This is a genomic window from Paraburkholderia sp. BR10872 (assembly GCF_040965835.1).
GTDB lineage: Bacteria > Pseudomonadota > Gammaproteobacteria > Burkholderiales > Burkholderiaceae > Paraburkholderia > Paraburkholderia nodosa_A.
Map to the genome: position 1 here is coordinate 20,388 of NZ_JBFRCN010000013.1, position 13,791 is coordinate 34,178.

Annotated in this window: 16 protein-coding genes; 11 read left to right on the top strand and 5 right to left on the bottom strand. The window is 63.8% G+C overall.

Translation table 11 applies throughout. The features are described 5' to 3' along the window. Positions 1 to 286: 286 nt before the first annotated feature. On the top strand, positions 287 to 1,708 hold the full coding sequence (gene hpnJ, locus AB4Y43_RS12860; RefSeq protein WP_342948275.1) for a hopanoid biosynthesis associated radical SAM protein HpnJ: 1,422 nt from the start codon (positions 287 to 289) through the stop codon (positions 1,706 to 1,708). A gap of 250 nt (positions 1,709 to 1,958) precedes the next feature. Further along, positions 1,959 to 3,653 (top strand): ATP-binding protein, encoded by a 1,695-nt coding sequence (locus AB4Y43_RS12865; protein WP_368727943.1) that lies wholly within the window; start codon positions 1,959 to 1,961, stop codon positions 3,651 to 3,653. Here the strand turns inward: AB4Y43_RS12865 and AB4Y43_RS12870 are convergent. From AB4Y43_RS12870 to AB4Y43_RS12885, 4 genes are all read right to left on the bottom strand, one after another. After that, positions 3,650 to 3,805, bottom strand: a complete 156-nt coding sequence (locus tag AB4Y43_RS12870; RefSeq protein WP_169739106.1) for a hypothetical protein — start codon at positions 3,803 to 3,805, stop codon at positions 3,650 to 3,652. The genes AB4Y43_RS12865 and AB4Y43_RS12870 overlap by 4 nt on opposite strands. A 347-nt stretch (positions 3,806 to 4,152) precedes the next feature. Further along, positions 4,153 to 4,413, bottom strand: a complete 261-nt coding sequence (locus AB4Y43_RS12875; RefSeq protein WP_028204289.1) for a DUF1488 domain-containing protein — start codon at positions 4,411 to 4,413, stop codon at positions 4,153 to 4,155. A gap of 81 nt (positions 4,414 to 4,494) precedes the next feature. Further along, on the bottom strand, positions 4,495 to 4,758 hold the full coding sequence (locus tag AB4Y43_RS12880) for a hypothetical protein (RefSeq protein ID WP_069262282.1): 264 nt from the start codon (positions 4,756 to 4,758) through the stop codon (positions 4,495 to 4,497). An 83-nt stretch (positions 4,759 to 4,841) separates the two neighbouring features. Then, on the bottom strand, positions 4,842 to 6,098 hold the full coding sequence (locus AB4Y43_RS12885) for an MFS transporter (protein ID WP_368727944.1): 1,257 nt from the start codon (positions 6,096 to 6,098) through the stop codon (positions 4,842 to 4,844). 157 nt (positions 6,099 to 6,255) lie between these two features. On the opposite strand from AB4Y43_RS12885, the gene sufB reads away from it, so the two are divergent. The 9 genes from sufB to AB4Y43_RS12930 all read left to right on the top strand — a co-directional run bounded on the left by sufB (position 6,256) and on the right by AB4Y43_RS12930 (position 13,415). Further along, complete coding sequence (gene sufB, locus AB4Y43_RS12890; RefSeq protein WP_368604661.1) at positions 6,256 to 7,704, top strand: Fe-S cluster assembly protein SufB; 1,449 nt, start codon at positions 6,256 to 6,258, stop codon at positions 7,702 to 7,704. 13 nt (positions 7,705 to 7,717) lie between these two features. Beyond that, complete coding sequence (gene sufC, locus AB4Y43_RS12895; RefSeq protein WP_368727945.1) at positions 7,718 to 8,530, top strand: Fe-S cluster assembly ATPase SufC; 813 nt, start codon at positions 7,718 to 7,720, stop codon at positions 8,528 to 8,530. Beyond that, complete coding sequence (gene sufD / locus AB4Y43_RS12900) at positions 8,527 to 9,852, top strand: Fe-S cluster assembly protein SufD (RefSeq protein WP_069262278.1); 1,326 nt, start codon at positions 8,527 to 8,529, stop codon at positions 9,850 to 9,852. Before sufC ends, sufD begins: the two co-directional genes overlap by 4 nt. After that, a complete protein-coding gene (locus tag AB4Y43_RS12905) occupies positions 9,849 to 11,102 on the top strand; it encodes a SufS family cysteine desulfurase (protein ID WP_368727946.1) in 1,254 nt (417 codons plus the stop codon). The genes sufD and AB4Y43_RS12905 overlap by 4 nt, the downstream gene beginning before the upstream one ends. After that, entirely contained in the window at positions 11,099 to 11,551 is a 453-nt protein-coding gene (sufU, locus tag AB4Y43_RS12910; RefSeq protein ID WP_368617414.1) for a Fe-S cluster assembly sulfur transfer protein SufU, read from the top strand. The genes AB4Y43_RS12905 and sufU overlap by 4 nt, the downstream gene beginning before the upstream one ends. 28 nt (positions 11,552 to 11,579) lie before the next feature. Continuing rightward, positions 11,580 to 11,906: an SUF system Fe-S cluster assembly protein gene (locus AB4Y43_RS12915; RefSeq protein ID WP_368604657.1), complete on the top strand. Its 327-nt coding sequence runs from the start codon at positions 11,580 to 11,582 to the stop codon at positions 11,904 to 11,906. A gap of 1 nt (position 11,907) precedes the next feature. After that, positions 11,908 to 12,240: a non-heme iron oxygenase ferredoxin subunit gene (locus AB4Y43_RS12920; RefSeq protein ID WP_069262274.1), complete on the top strand. Its 333-nt coding sequence runs from the start codon at positions 11,908 to 11,910 to the stop codon at positions 12,238 to 12,240. A gap of 143 nt (positions 12,241 to 12,383) precedes the next feature. Further along, on the top strand, positions 12,384 to 12,599 hold the full coding sequence (locus AB4Y43_RS12925) for a hypothetical protein (protein ID WP_069262273.1): 216 nt from the start codon (positions 12,384 to 12,386) through the stop codon (positions 12,597 to 12,599). Positions 12,600 to 12,668: 69 nt separating this feature from the next. Continuing rightward, on the top strand, positions 12,669 to 13,415 hold the full coding sequence (locus AB4Y43_RS12930) for an SDR family NAD(P)-dependent oxidoreductase (RefSeq protein WP_368727947.1): 747 nt from the start codon (positions 12,669 to 12,671) through the stop codon (positions 13,413 to 13,415). A gap of 35 nt (positions 13,416 to 13,450) precedes the next feature. Here the strand turns inward: AB4Y43_RS12930 and AB4Y43_RS12935 are convergent, their stop codons facing one another. Then, the gene (locus AB4Y43_RS12935; RefSeq protein WP_368727948.1) at positions 13,451 to 13,636 is read right to left on the bottom strand and encodes a hypothetical protein; all 186 of its coding nucleotides are present in this window, start codon (positions 13,634 to 13,636) and stop codon (positions 13,451 to 13,453) included. Positions 13,637 to 13,791: the final 155 nt, after the last annotated feature.

Sequence of the window (13,791 nt, forward strand, 5' to 3'; positions counted from 1 at the left end):
GCGACATACTTCGCCTCCCGCGTTGGAGCGCTGTGAATGCTGCTGCGGCTGTCAAAAAATATAGTACAGAAAGCATCGCTCATGCCGACGAATGCGGTTGTTCTGCAGTGTTCCAACCGGCGGCGGCCTTGTTAAGTGGGGGTTTCGATAAGTGGTACAGACATTATTTCGACGTGCCGCGGCAGCAAGTCGTAGTATTCTTGACCCGGGCAAAGCTGCCATCCAGCAAAGTGTCATGTTTTTGTAGGCTTCGAGACAAATTCACGATTTTTCTCCGAGGGCATTCATGAAAACGCTGTTTCTGCAGGCACCTTCCTACGAAGGCTTCGATGGCGGCGCGGGCTCGCGCTTTCAAACGAAGCGCGAAATCCGCTCGTTCTGGTATCCCACGTGGCTCGTTCAGCCCGCCGCGCTGGTCGAAGGCAGTCGCGTGGTGGATGCCCCCGCAGACGACCTGACGCTCGAAGCGACCCTGGATATTGCACAGGAATACGAACTTATTATCATTCACACGAGTTCGCCCTCGTTCCAGAGCGACATCCAGTTCGCCGAGCACCTGAAGCGGCGCAAGAGCACGGTCCTCATCGGCATGATCGGCGCCAAGGTGGCGGTCGATCCGCATGGTTCACTGACTGCGAGCGACGCGCTCGATTTCGTGTGCCGCGAAGAATTCGATTTCACCTGCCTCGAGATCTCCCAGGGGCGGCCGTTCGAATCGATCCTGGGCCTGAGCTATCGGCTGCCCGACGGCGGCATCATGCACAACGACGCGCGGCCGATCCTCGAAGACATGGATCAGCTTCCTTTCGTCTCGCCGATCTACAAGCGCGACCTCACGCCCGAGCATTATTTCAGCGGCTATCTCAAGCATCCGTATCTCTCGCTCTACACGGGGCGCGGCTGCAAGTCCCGCTGCACCTTTTGCCTCTGGCCGCATACAGTGGGAGGGCATCGTTATCGCACGCGCTCGGTCGAGCACGTGCTGGAAGAGGTGAAATGGATTCGGGACAACATGCCCGAAATCAAGGAGATCATGTTCGACGACGACACGTTCACCGATCTCAGGCCGCGCGCCGAAGAGATCGCGCGCGGGCTGGGCAAGCTGGGCGTGACGTGGTCGTGCAACGCCAAGGCGAACGTACCGTACTCGACGCTCAAGGTGATGAAGGACAACGGCTTGCGTCTGTTGCTCGTGGGCTTCGAATCCGGCGACGACCAGATTCTCGTGAACGTCAAGAAGGGCGTACGCACGGACTTCGCGCGCCAGTTCAGCGAGGATTGCCGCAAGCTCGGCATCAAGATTCACGGGACCTTCATCCTCGGGTTGCCGGGCGAGACGCACGAAACGATCCAGAAGACCATTCAGTACGCAAAAGAGATCAATCCCCATACCATTCAGGTCTCGCTCGCCGCGCCTTATCCCGGTACCGTGCTTCATAAGCAGGCGGTCGAAAATGGCTGGCTGAACGATACCAAGGTCATCACGCTCATCAATTCGGCCGGTACGCAGGCCTCGACGATCGGCTATCCGCACCTGTCGCGCGAAGAGATCTACCTTGGCGTCGAGGAGTTCTACAAGCGCTTTTATTTCCGGCCGTCGAAGATCTGGGAGATCGTCCGCGAGATGCTGGTGAGTTGGGAAATGATGAAGCGGCGCCTGCAGGAGGGCGCAGAGTTCTTCAAATATCTCCGCGCGCGCAAGGTCTGAAGCAGCAGCGTCCCCTTCGAAAAAACGCCCGGAATTCCGGGCGTTTTTGTCACTCGCCGTCACTGTTTCCGTTTTTTTCGTCCGCTGTATTGCGCGTCATTCGCGCTGCGGTGTGCAGTGAGCACCTGTCCGGAATGCTGCCATTACGAACATCCTGCGGCAATTAACATTCTCTTCGGCGGTGCATAAAATGTCTCAGCCCCATTACCACGACATAAATAGCTTCATCGGGCCACCGGAGGAGACCGCAATGGCACCGAAACGCAGGTCGCCCGCCATCGCCGATATCGATGCGCGACCGTCTCGCGCGCCCGACCATGCGCGCGAGAACCAGGCGCTTCTCGCGTTGGTCACCGCGCAACTGGACTCGCGCGAAGTGCTGTTGCAGAGGATTGCAGACTTTGCGATGCGTTTGTGCTGCGCGCAATCGGCCGGCATCAGTTTGCTGGAGCGCGAAGGCGAAGAGCGCTACTTTCGCTGGCACAGCGTGGCCGGCAAGTTCGCGAACCTGTGCGGAAGCCGAATCCATTGGAGCGACTGTCCGTGCGCCGCCGTGCTCGAAGCCGGCAAGCCGCTGCTTTTCACCGCGTTGAGCGACGATTTCCCAATTCTCGCCCCCGCATGCGCCGACGTCCAGGAGGCGCTCATTCTGCCTATCGTTTCGAAAGGGCGGCCACTGGGCGCGATCTGGGTCGCCTCGCTCGAGGAACGATCGCGTTTCTCCCGCGAAGACCAGCGGGTGCTCGGCGAGTTTGCCGCCGTGGCCGGCTCGGCGCTCGATCTGGTCGAGGCGCGCGACCATAGCCGCATGCAGACACAGCGCTATTCGGAAGTGATCGCCGTGCTCGCACACGAGTTCCGCAATCCGCTCGCGCCGCTCGAAAACGCGTTTCAGGCGCTCCAGATGATCTGCAAAGATCGCGCGCCGCAGCGCGAATACTTCGCGGTTGCGCAGCGCCAGATCGCGCAGCTCAAACGTCTGATGGACGAACTACAGGATGCGTCGCGCCTGGACCATGACAAGTTGAACGTCGATCCCACCGACGCGTCGTTGAACGAAATCCTCTCCGACGCGCTCGCCTCCATCCGCGAGCGTGTGCAGGCGCGCAGGCATACGCTGAGCGTGCGGCCGCTTGCCGGCGACCTGCGGTTGTTCGCAGACCCGACGCGGCTCACGCAGGTGATCGTGAACCTGCTTTCCAATGCCGTGCGCTATACGCCTGACGGCGGCGAGATTACGCTCGTCGTCGAACAGAAGAGCACGGGCGGCGCGCGCTGTGTCGAGATCTCGATTCGCGACAACGGCATCGGGATCGACCCGGCCGTGCTCTCGCGCATTTTCGAGCCGTTTGCGCAATTCGCGGGCAAGAGCGCGCGGCTGGAAGGGGGCCTCGGCATCGGCCTTCCCATTGCGCAGCGTCTCGCACAGTTGCATGGCGGCGAGATTCTCGTGACGAGCGAGGGAATCGGACGCGGCACGCTGGCGCGCCTCTCGATTCCCGTGCGAACCGGCAGCGCCGAAACCGTCAAGCCGCTCCCCGCCGTGCTGGCGGGCAACGGCCCGGCGCGCGTGCTCATCGTCGACGACAATGCCGACGCGTGTTTCGCACTCGGCGCGTTGCTCGAACTGGAAGGGCATGAAGTCAGAACGGCCGGCGACGGCGCGAGCGCACTGACTATGCTTAGGCAATGGAAGCCGCATCTTGCGCTCGTCGATATCGGCATGCCGGGCATGAACGGCTACGAACTGGCGGAGCGCATGCGCGCCATGCCGGGTCACGCCAACGTGATGCTGGTCGCGCTGAGCGGGCATGTTTCGGACAGCGACCGGGCGGCGGCGCTGGCGGCCGGTTTCCATGCGCATCTCGCGAAGCCCGCCGATATCGGACGGCTGCGCACCATGCTCCAGATGTGCGCGCAAGACGGCTGGCGTATGACTGGCTAGCGCAGGTGCGAAGAGCGGATGCCGTTGTGGTGGTGGAGGTTGCGCAACAGACTTGCGCGGCGCCGTTCGCGGCGATAGTGCGCAATCACGGCCGTGGCCGCGATGACCAATACCATGACGCCGATGGCGGTTCCCCACTGTAATGCGTCCATGTCTGCCTCCTTGTCACGTCAGGGCCGTCGCGTCGAGGCGAACGGGTTCAAGCGTAGTGCGGCTGGCAGGTGCGTTCCGCGGCAAGCGCCGGGGGAAACAACGCGACGCACACGAAAGGGTGGCGCTGGTCGCGGACGCAAGAAAAGATTAGCCGATTGCGATGCGCAATTGAACCGAGCGGCAGTGTACGGATGCCAGCCATTATGGACACCTCGGCTTCGCCAGACTTGCACTCGGGCGAGCGCTCTCCAGTTCTTTGGGAAGTCTCGAGGCGTGCCGGGAGCAGGCCCGTTCGGCTGACGACTCGAACCCGGTTGCAATTGCCGTTGCGCTTGCGTCGGCGCGCTTACTCTAGATCGCGCGTTTCGAGCTCCACGGACTGGCCCCCGTTTTTCTCCAGCGCGTGCCGCGCGGCCAGTTCGATGCTCGGGCGGTTTGCCTCGAAGGCGCTCAATAGCGCATGCGCCGATGTGCCGGTGTTGCCGAAGCGGTCGTTCAGCGCGTCGAGCGACACGCTGCACCATACCGGGCGGTTGTCCACGTTGGCTTCGAACGCGACGCGTGCGGCAGCCACGGCGTGACGGCGACTCGTGAATTCGATTCTCATCCTGGTCCTCCGTGAGTTCTATTGTTAAAGGGTAGAGCCTGGCGCAGCCAGGGGTGAGTCCTATTTGCGCTTCTTTTTGTGCTATTTGGCCTGAGCGTCGCTGGCGGGGTCGCTGCGCATCATCTTGTCGTGGGTGGCGGGCCCCTTGGGTTTCTTCACAGGCATGTTATCGGGGTTGGCGGGGTTCGATTCGCTTGCCGTGCCTGGCACGGCTGCCGGCGGTTTCACCATCGGCGGCGCAGGGGGATGAGCGGGCGTTTGGGTCTGTGCGTTGACGGACAACGAGGACGCGGCGAGCGCCAAACAGGCGATCGCGCCCCAGACGGGAACATGCAGTGGCTTCATGGCTCCTCCCTGGTCTTCATCGTCATGCCCTGCAAGGTGCCGCGAATCGCGTGCCCGCAAGCGTGGACGTGCGGCCATCGTCGTCAGTGAAACAACGCCGACGTGTCGACGTCGGCGAGTTGTTCCAGTTCGTCGCGGCGCGTGTCGCACGACCGGCGGATGGTCGCGCCCTGCGTGACCCAGATAGCCAACGCGACGACGGCGAGGCTGCCGAGCGCGAGAAACGCCGCTGGATAGCCGAAGCGGTTCGCGAGCCACCCGCCCAGCAGCGGACTCAGGCAGCCGCCCGCTGCCTGCACCGCGAGCACCGCACCCTGACCGAGATTCACGCGGCCGCTGCCATGCAGCAAATGCACCACGAGCGCGGGGATGGCGACGCTCTGCAAACCGGAGCCGAGTCCGTCGAGGACCTGCACGGGCAGGATGCCCCACGGCGACGCCAGCCACGCGGCGAACACGCCGCGCAGCGGCAGCGTGAGGAGCGTCGCGAGAATGACCCGCCAGAAGCCCCAGCGGCGAATGATGCGGCTTGCGAAGACCGCGGCGGTGAGCATCACGATCTGCGAGATGATGATGTTGGCGGCGGTGATCTGGTTAGCGTCGCCGTGATGGGCTGCCGCGACGGCAAGACTATAGAGCGGCAGCATGGCGGAATTGCCGAGACTGAACGCGGCAAGCGACGCCGCGAGCAACAGCAGGGGGCGGCAATGCAACAACATGCGCATGCGTTCGGCGCGCACCTGCGAACGATCTTTTTCGTCGTCGTGCACGAGGCCGCGCGCGTAGTGCCGGTGCACCGAACGCGGGGGAATGAGCAGCACGGACGCGATACACGCGAGACCGAATGCCGCGCCCAGCACGAACACATAGGCAACGCCGAGCCACCATCCGAGCGCGCCGGACAACGCCGCGGCGATGATGTTGCCGGCATGGTTCGCGACCTGGTTGCGCCCGTATTGCCGGTCGAAGTTCTTGCGGCCGACCATGCCGAGCGTCAATCCCGTCAACGCGGGGCCCATGACCGAACCCCCGACGGCTGTGGCGATCTGCGAAAACGCGATCGGCCAGTAGCCGTGCGAAAGCCAGATCACGCAAGCGGCCACGATGGTCAACAGGCTGGCGCCGACGACCACCGCGCGGCGGTGATAAATGGCGTCGACGAGCGCGCCGCCGGGCACTGTCGCGAGCGTGCCGATCACCGCGCCCATGGTCAGCACGGTGCCGATCGTTTCCGGCGTCCAGCCATGCGCCTGGAGATAGATGCCGAGAAAGGGGCCCGCGCCCGCCTGTACGTCCGCGGCGAAGAAACTGACGGCCAGTAGTGGAAGGGTCGGCTTCACGCGGATGCGTTGTCATTTCTCTCTTGTCAACAGGGTCTTCCGCATCGCGCGTGCCTGCTTCGCGCCTTATGTGCTCTGCTTAAACCCCGGCCATGCCAGGGTTTTGCCAGGGGTTCTAGAATGAGGTCATGAGTGTAAAGGAGACCGTAATAACGTCATGGATACACAAGCGAAAACATTCGAGGAATTGCTGCGGCGGGAATATCGTCACGGTTTCGTTTCGGACGTGCAGTCGGACACGTTGCCGCGCGGTTTGTCCGAGGACGTGATCCGTCTTATCTCGGCGCGCAAGCAGGAGCCGGACTTCATGCTCGAATGGCGGCTCGCCGCCTACCGGCATTGGCTCACGATGACCGAGCCGCATTGGGCGAGCATCGAACACCCGCCCATCGATTTCCAGGACATCGCCTACTACTCGGCGCCGCTTACCCAGGCAAACCGCCCGAAGAGCCTCGCGGAAGTCGATCCGGAACTCCTGCGCACCTACGAAAAGCTCGGCGTGCCGCTGCAGGAGCGCGAGATGCTCGCGGGGGTGGCCGTGGACGCGGTATTCGACAGCGTGTCGGTTGCCACGACGTTCCGGCGGCAGCTGGGCGAGCTTGGCATCGTCTTCTGCTCGTTTTCGGAAGCGGTGCGCGACCATCCGGACCTCGTGCGCCAGTATCTCGGCTCGGTCGTGCCGTACACCGACAACTTCTTTGCGACGCTCAACTCGGCCGTCTTCAGCGATGGCTCGTTCTGCTATATCCCGCCGGGCGTGCGCTGCCCGATGGAGTTGTCCACGTACTTCCGCATCAACGCGCGCAACACGGGCCAGTTCGAGCGCACGCTCATCGTGGCCGACAAGGGCGCTTACGTGAGCTACCTGGAAGGCTGCACCGCGCCGATGCGCGACGAAAACCAGCTGCACGCCGCCGTGGTGGAACTCGTTGCGCTGGAAGGCGCGCAAATCCGCTATTCGACGGTGCAGAACTGGTATCCGGGCGACGCGCAAGGGCGCGGCGGCATCTACAACTTCGTGACGAAGCGCGGCGACTGCCGCGAGGCGAACGCGCGGATTTCGTGGACCCAGGTGGAAACCGGCTCCGCCATTACGTGGAAGTATCCGAGCGTGATCTTGCAGGGCGACAATTCGATCGGCGAGTTCTATTCGGCGGCGCTCACCAATCACTATCAGCAGGCCGATACCGGTACGAAGATGGTGCATATCGGTCGCAACACGCGCAGCACGATTCTCTCGAAGGGCATCTCGGCCGGCCGCGGCAAGAACGCCTATCGAGGCCTCGTGAAAATGGCTCGCTCGGCCGAGAACGCGCGCAACTACACGCAGTGCGATTCGCTGCTGCTCGGCGATCGCTGCAGCGCCTTCACGTTTCCCTATATCGAGGTGAAGAACCCGAGCGGGAAAGTCGAGCACGAAGCATCGACGTCGCGGATCGGCGAAGACCAGTTGTTCTATTGCCGGCAGCGCGGGCTCAGTGAAGAGGACGCGGTGTCGATGATCGTCAACGGCTTCTGCAAGGACGTGCTCAAGGAATTGCCGATGGAATTCGCCGTGGAAGCGCAGAAGCTGCTGGGCGTGAGCCTGGAAGGCAGCGTAGGTTGAGAGGGAGGAAAGAATGCTGGAAATTCGCAATCTGAATGCCGAAGTGGAAAGCAAGCCGATTCTGCGCGGGGTGGATTTACGCGTGAATGCGGGCGAGGTTCACGCGATCATGGGGCCGAACGGCTCCGGCAAAAGTACGCTCGCCCATGTGCTGGCGGGGCGCGAGCAATACGTGGTCACGGGGGGCAGCGTGCAGTACGACGGCTGCGACCTGCTCGCGCTGGCGCCCGACGAGCGCGCGCGCCGCGGGCTCTTTCTCGCGTTTCAGTATCCGGTGGAAATACCGGGCGTGAGCAATATCTATCTGCTCAAGGCCGCGCTCAACGCGCAGCGCAAGCATCGTGGCGAGGCGGAACTCGACGCCATGGACTTTCTCGCACTGGTGAAGGAAAAAATGGCGGCCATGGAGATGAAGGAAGACCTGCTCTACCGGGGCGTGAACGAAGGGTTTTCGGGCGGCGAGAAAAAGCGCAACGAGGTGCTGCAGATGACGGTGCTGGAGCCGCGTCTCGCCATTCTCGACGAGACCGATTCCGGGCTCGATATCGACGCGTTGCAACTCGTCGCCCGTGGTGTGAACCAGATGCGCAGCGCGGACCGGGCCATCGTGCTCGTGACGCACTATCAGCGCCTGCTCGACTACATCGTGCCGGACCAGGTACACGTGCTTTCACAGGGGCGCATCGTGCGCTCGGGTTCGCATGAGCTTGCGCTCGAGCTGGAGCGCAAGGGTTATGGCTGGCTCGGCGGCCAGGATGGCGACGAACCGGCAGCGGGGCAGGGCGCCGGCACGCAACACACGGCAGCCGCCAGGGAGCAACGATGAGCGAATCAACGCGCGAGCATTACCGCGACGCCTTCCGCACGATGGCGGGGACGCTGGCTGGCGTCGAGCTGCCGTGGTTGCGCAAGGCGAGACGGCACGCGTTCGACCGGTTCGAGACGCTGGGCTTTCCCGGCACGCAACTCGAAGCGTGGAAATACACCAATGTGATGCCGATTGCGAAGCCGCATTGGCATTTCATGCCTTCGGACGGCGAGCAGACCGACTACGCCCGCCTGATCGACGACCTCGTGCCCGCCGACGCGGGCGGGCGTATCGTGTTCGTGAACGGCCGCCACGTGCCGAAGCTCTCGTCGTTGCCGCCCTTGCCGGAAGGCGCGTTCGTCGGCACGCTCGCGCAGGCAATGCGCAGGATTCCTGAGCGGGTCGAATCGATCATGGCGCGGCGTGCGCCCGAGGACGGCTTTGCGGCGCTCAACGGCGCGTTTCGCAGCGACGGCTACATGGTCGTGCTGCCGCCCGGCTGCGCGCTGGACTGGCCGCTGCACGTGCTGTTCTTCAGCAGCGAGGCCGCGCTTGCCATGCACCCGTTCAACGCGGTGGTCGCGGAGCGCGGGGCGCGTTGCTCGATCGTCGAGCAGTTCGCGGGCATTACCGACGAAGCCTATTTCGTCAACACCGCCACGGAAATTGTCGCCGATGAAGAGGCCGACGTTCAGCATTGCCGCATCCAGCAGGAGGCGCGCAGCGCGTTTCATATCGCGCATGTCGGTGTTTCGCAGCGGCGGGCGAGCCACTTCACCTCGCACTCGTTCGCGTTCGGCGGCGCGTTGTCGCGTACGCAGATCGACACGCGTCTGGACGCAGAAGACGCGCAAGTCGACCTGAACGGCCTGTATTTCGTGAGCGCGCGGCAGCACGTGGATCATCACACGCGCATCGACCATGAGATGCCGCGCGGCACCAGCCGGGAATACTATCGCGGCGTGCTCGACGGCGCGTCGCATGCGGTGTTCGACGGCCGCGTGATCGTGCATCAGGACGCGCAGCAGACGAATGCGCATCAAGGCAACGACAATCTGCTGCTCTCGCGCAACGCCGAGATCGACACGAAGCCGCAACTGGAGATTCACGCCGACGACGTGAAGTGCACGCACGGCGCGACCGTCGGCCAGCTCGACGAGAGCCCGCTCTTTTACCTGCGCTCGCGCGGCATAGACGAGCGCATGGCGCGCGCGCTCCTCGTGTGGTCGTTCGCGCGCGTGAGCGTGGATCGCGTGGAAAGCGCCGCGCTGCGCGGCCGGCTCACGCAACAGTTGCTCGCGCGCCTGCCCGGTGGCGAGTACCTGCGGGGACTGTCATGAATCTACTCGAACCGGTGGGCATTCCCGACGCCGAAGCGGTCATGGCCTGGCGCCGCGACTTTCCGATTCTGCGGGAAAGCGTGCACGGCAAGCCGCTCGTGTACCTCGACAACGCGGCGACCACGCAGAAGCCCGCGAGCGTGATCGCCGCCGAGCAGGCCTATTACGAGCACGACAATGCCAACGTGCATCGCGGCGTGCATCTGTTATCGCAGCGCGCGACCGATGCCTACGAGGGCGCCCGCGCGCGCATTGCGCGTTTTATTCACGCGACGCACGAGAAGGAGATCGTGTACACGCGCGGCACCACGGAAGCGATCAATCTGGTGGCGCAAAGCTACGCGCGGCCGCGCCTTGAGCCCGGCGACGAAGTGCTCATCACCGCGATGGAGCATCACTCGAATATCGTGCCGTGGCAACTTGTCTGCGCGCAGACCGGCGCGGTGCTGAAGGTGGCGCCGATCGACGACGACGGCACGCTCGACTTCGACGCCTACGCGCGCCTGCTCGGCCCACGCACGCGCATGGTGGCGGTGTCGCATGCGTCGAACGCGCTGGGCAGTATCAATCCGCTTGCACAGATGATCGAACTTGCGCATGCGCGCGGCGTGCCGGTGCTGGTCGACGGCGCGCAGGCGATCGCGCATGTTCCCGTGGACGTAGTCGCGCTCGATTGCGACTTCTATGCGTTCTCGGGTCACAAGATCTATGGCCCGACCGGCATTGGCGCGCTGTACGCGAAGTCTGCGCTACTGGAAGCCATGGCGCCATGGCAGGGCGGCGGCGACATGATCCGCTCCGTGACGTTCGAGAAGACCGAGTACAACGTGATTCCATGGCGGTTCGAAGCGGGCACGCCGAACATTGCGGGGGCGATCGGGCTCGGCGCGGCACTGGACTACATAAGTGCAATTGGCCTGGAAGTAGCGCAACGGCACGAGGCCGATCTGCTCGCGTATGCCGACGAAGCATTGCGTGGAATGCCTAACGTGCGAAGGATCGGAACGGCGAAAGAAAAACTCGGCATCCTCTCGTTCGTCATGGAGAACGCGCACGCCCACGACATCGGCACAATACTCGACCAGTGCGGCGTGGCGGTGCGCACGGGCCATCATTGCGCGATGCCGGTGATGGACCGCTATGGCGTGCCGGCCACGGTGCGCGCTTCGTTTGCGCTGTACAACACACGCGCCGAAGTCGACGCGCTGCTCGACGGCCTCGCGCGCGTGGAGGAGGTGTTCCCGCTATGAGCGACTTGCGCGACCTGTACCAGGAAACGATCTTCGACCACTACCGGCGGCCGCGGAACTGCCACACGGTGCCCGGCGCGACGCATAGCGCCGAAGGCTACAACCCGTTGTGCGGCGACCGCGTCACGTTGTATCTGCGTATCGAGGACGGCGTGGTCAAGGAAGCCGGGTTCGAGGGCGCGGGGTGCGCGATCGCCACGGCTTCGGCTTCGTTGATGACCGAAGCGCTCAAGGGCCGCACGCAGGCGGAAGTCGAGGCGCTGTTCGAACGCTTCCACGCGATGGCGACGGCGCCTTCGGACCGCCCGGCCTCTGCCGAAGGTCTCGGCAAGCTCGCGGTGCTCGCGGGCGTGCGCGAATTTCCGGCGCGCATCAAATGCGCGACGCTGGCGTGGCACACGCTGCACGCCGCGTTGCGCGACGAGCGCGGAACCGTATCGACGGAATGAGGCCGCGCGGGCCTGGAGGCATATGACGATGAATACGCAAACGGCGAGCAACGACTTGCGCGAACGCGTGATCGACGCGTTACGCTCGGTGTTCGATCCGGAGATACCGGTGAACATCTATGATCTGGGGCTCGTGTATCAACTCGACGTGGATGCCGAAACGGGGCACGTGATGATCCGCATGACGCTGACCGCGCCGGGCTGCCCGGTCGCGCAAACCTTCCCTGGCACGGTCGAAGAATACGTGAACGAAGTGGAAGGCGTGAGCGAAACGAACGTCGAGTTGGTTTGGGACCCGCCGTGGACGAGAGCGCGCATGTCCGAAGCGGCGCTGCTGCAACTGGGGATGCTCTGATATGGCCGACTGGGTGGACGTGGCGCCATACGCCGAGTTTGAACCGGGTTCCGTACGCAGCGTCGATGTGGACGGCACGGCGGTCGCCGTATTCAATCTCGAAGGGACCTGTTATGCGATCGAGGATACCTGTCCGCACGACGGCGGCGTGCTGACGGGCGGCGCCGTGGAGGGCGACGAGGTGATTTGCCCGCGCCATGGCGCCCGTTTTTGCATCAAGACGGGCAAGGTTCTCGCGCCGCCCGCGTATGAGGACGTCGCGGTGTTCGCGGTGCGCGTGGAAGCGGGCATGGTGCAAGTGCGCGATACACGCTGGGATGAGGGCTTTTCCTGAGAGCGGAAGCCATGCAGGCGCCTCACGCACAGTTGTCAGCGGCATAATGGCTGCGCGGATCGATGCAATGGCCGGTCGACTCAATCAAGTCGACCGCGCCGCATTCCGCGCTTTGCATGCGTTGCAACTATCGAGAGGCATCCATGAAGGCACTGTTCCATCTCGCAGCGGCCGCCGCGGCAGGCACGCTCGTCATGTTCTATCTGGACCCGGTTTCCGGGCCGCGTCGCCGCGCGAAGCTGCGCACGCCGCCGTTTTCGCGCCGTGGCGGCCGCGTGAACGCCCACGGCCACGCGGCTGAGCTGGGCGTAGACGGCGAACTGGCGGGCCCGGGCGGCGGCATTGGCACGGCGCCGTGAGCGCGTCGAGGCGAGCGTCTTGCGCAAGGGCGGCTGTAAAATGCAAACCGACCGCAGAAGGAGTCCACCATGTCCGCTCTGTTGCCCGACCTGAATCATCGCGTTGCGCTCGTGACTGGCGGCTCGCGCGGGATCGGGCGGGCCATTGCCCTGGCACTGGCTTCGGCTGGCGCGGCGGTTGGCGTGAACTACCGGCAGCGCGCTGACGAAGCGGACCAGGTCGTCGCGCAGATCGAAAGCGCCGGCGGCCGCGCGCTCGCGGTGCGCGCCGATGTGTCGTCGGCGAGTGACGTCACCAGCATGATTGGCGAGATCGAGCGCCGCCTCGGAGCGGTCGATGTGCTCGTGAACAACGCCGGCACGGGCACGTTCAGCGACATCGAGTCGATTACGGAGGCCGAATTCGACCATACGCTCGCCGTCAATCTCAAGTCGGCGTTTCTTTGCACGCAGGCGGTGCTGCCCGGCATGCGCGCACGCCGCTGGGGCCGCATCGTCAATCTTTCGTCCGTCGCCGCGCGCGGCGCAGGCCTCGTCGGCGTTCATTACAACGCTTCGAAGGCGGGCCTCGAAGGCTTGACGCGTGGCTACGCCTCACGCGTGGCACGGGAAGGCGTGACCGTGAACGCCGTGGCGCCGGGGCCCATCGACACGGAGATGGCCGCGCCGCTGAAAGCCGCGAACATCGCCGAGCGGCTGCCCGTCGGCCGCCTCGGTGAAGCCGATGAGGTCGCACAGGTCGTGTTGATGGTGGTCGGCAACGGCTTCGTCACGGGGCAAACCATTGCCGTCAACGGCGGCGTCAGTTTCATCTAGGCCGCCTGTTCCATTGCCGGCCGCCGCACTGCGGCTCAATTCATTTTGTTCAGCTCGTTTGCTAACCGGCGCGCGCGGTGAGCAATCTTCATACCTGAAATCACGGTGGCCTTTATCGTTGCGTCGGCAACTGAGCGTGCCAATCGAATGCCGAGTGCCGATTCAGCGCCAAACTTTCCAATCGAAAATATTTCGTAAGGAGTCTGACGCTGAGCATTCATAACCCGATGCTTTAATCCTCATGCCGTGTAGCCTCCGCATTCAGCTGGCATGAGCGCCACGATGCGAGCTGCATAACGCCTTCACCCGGCTTCACGGTGATCCCGACAATACGAAACCAACCAGGAGCCGAAAATGCAATGGCGTCACGTCGCAG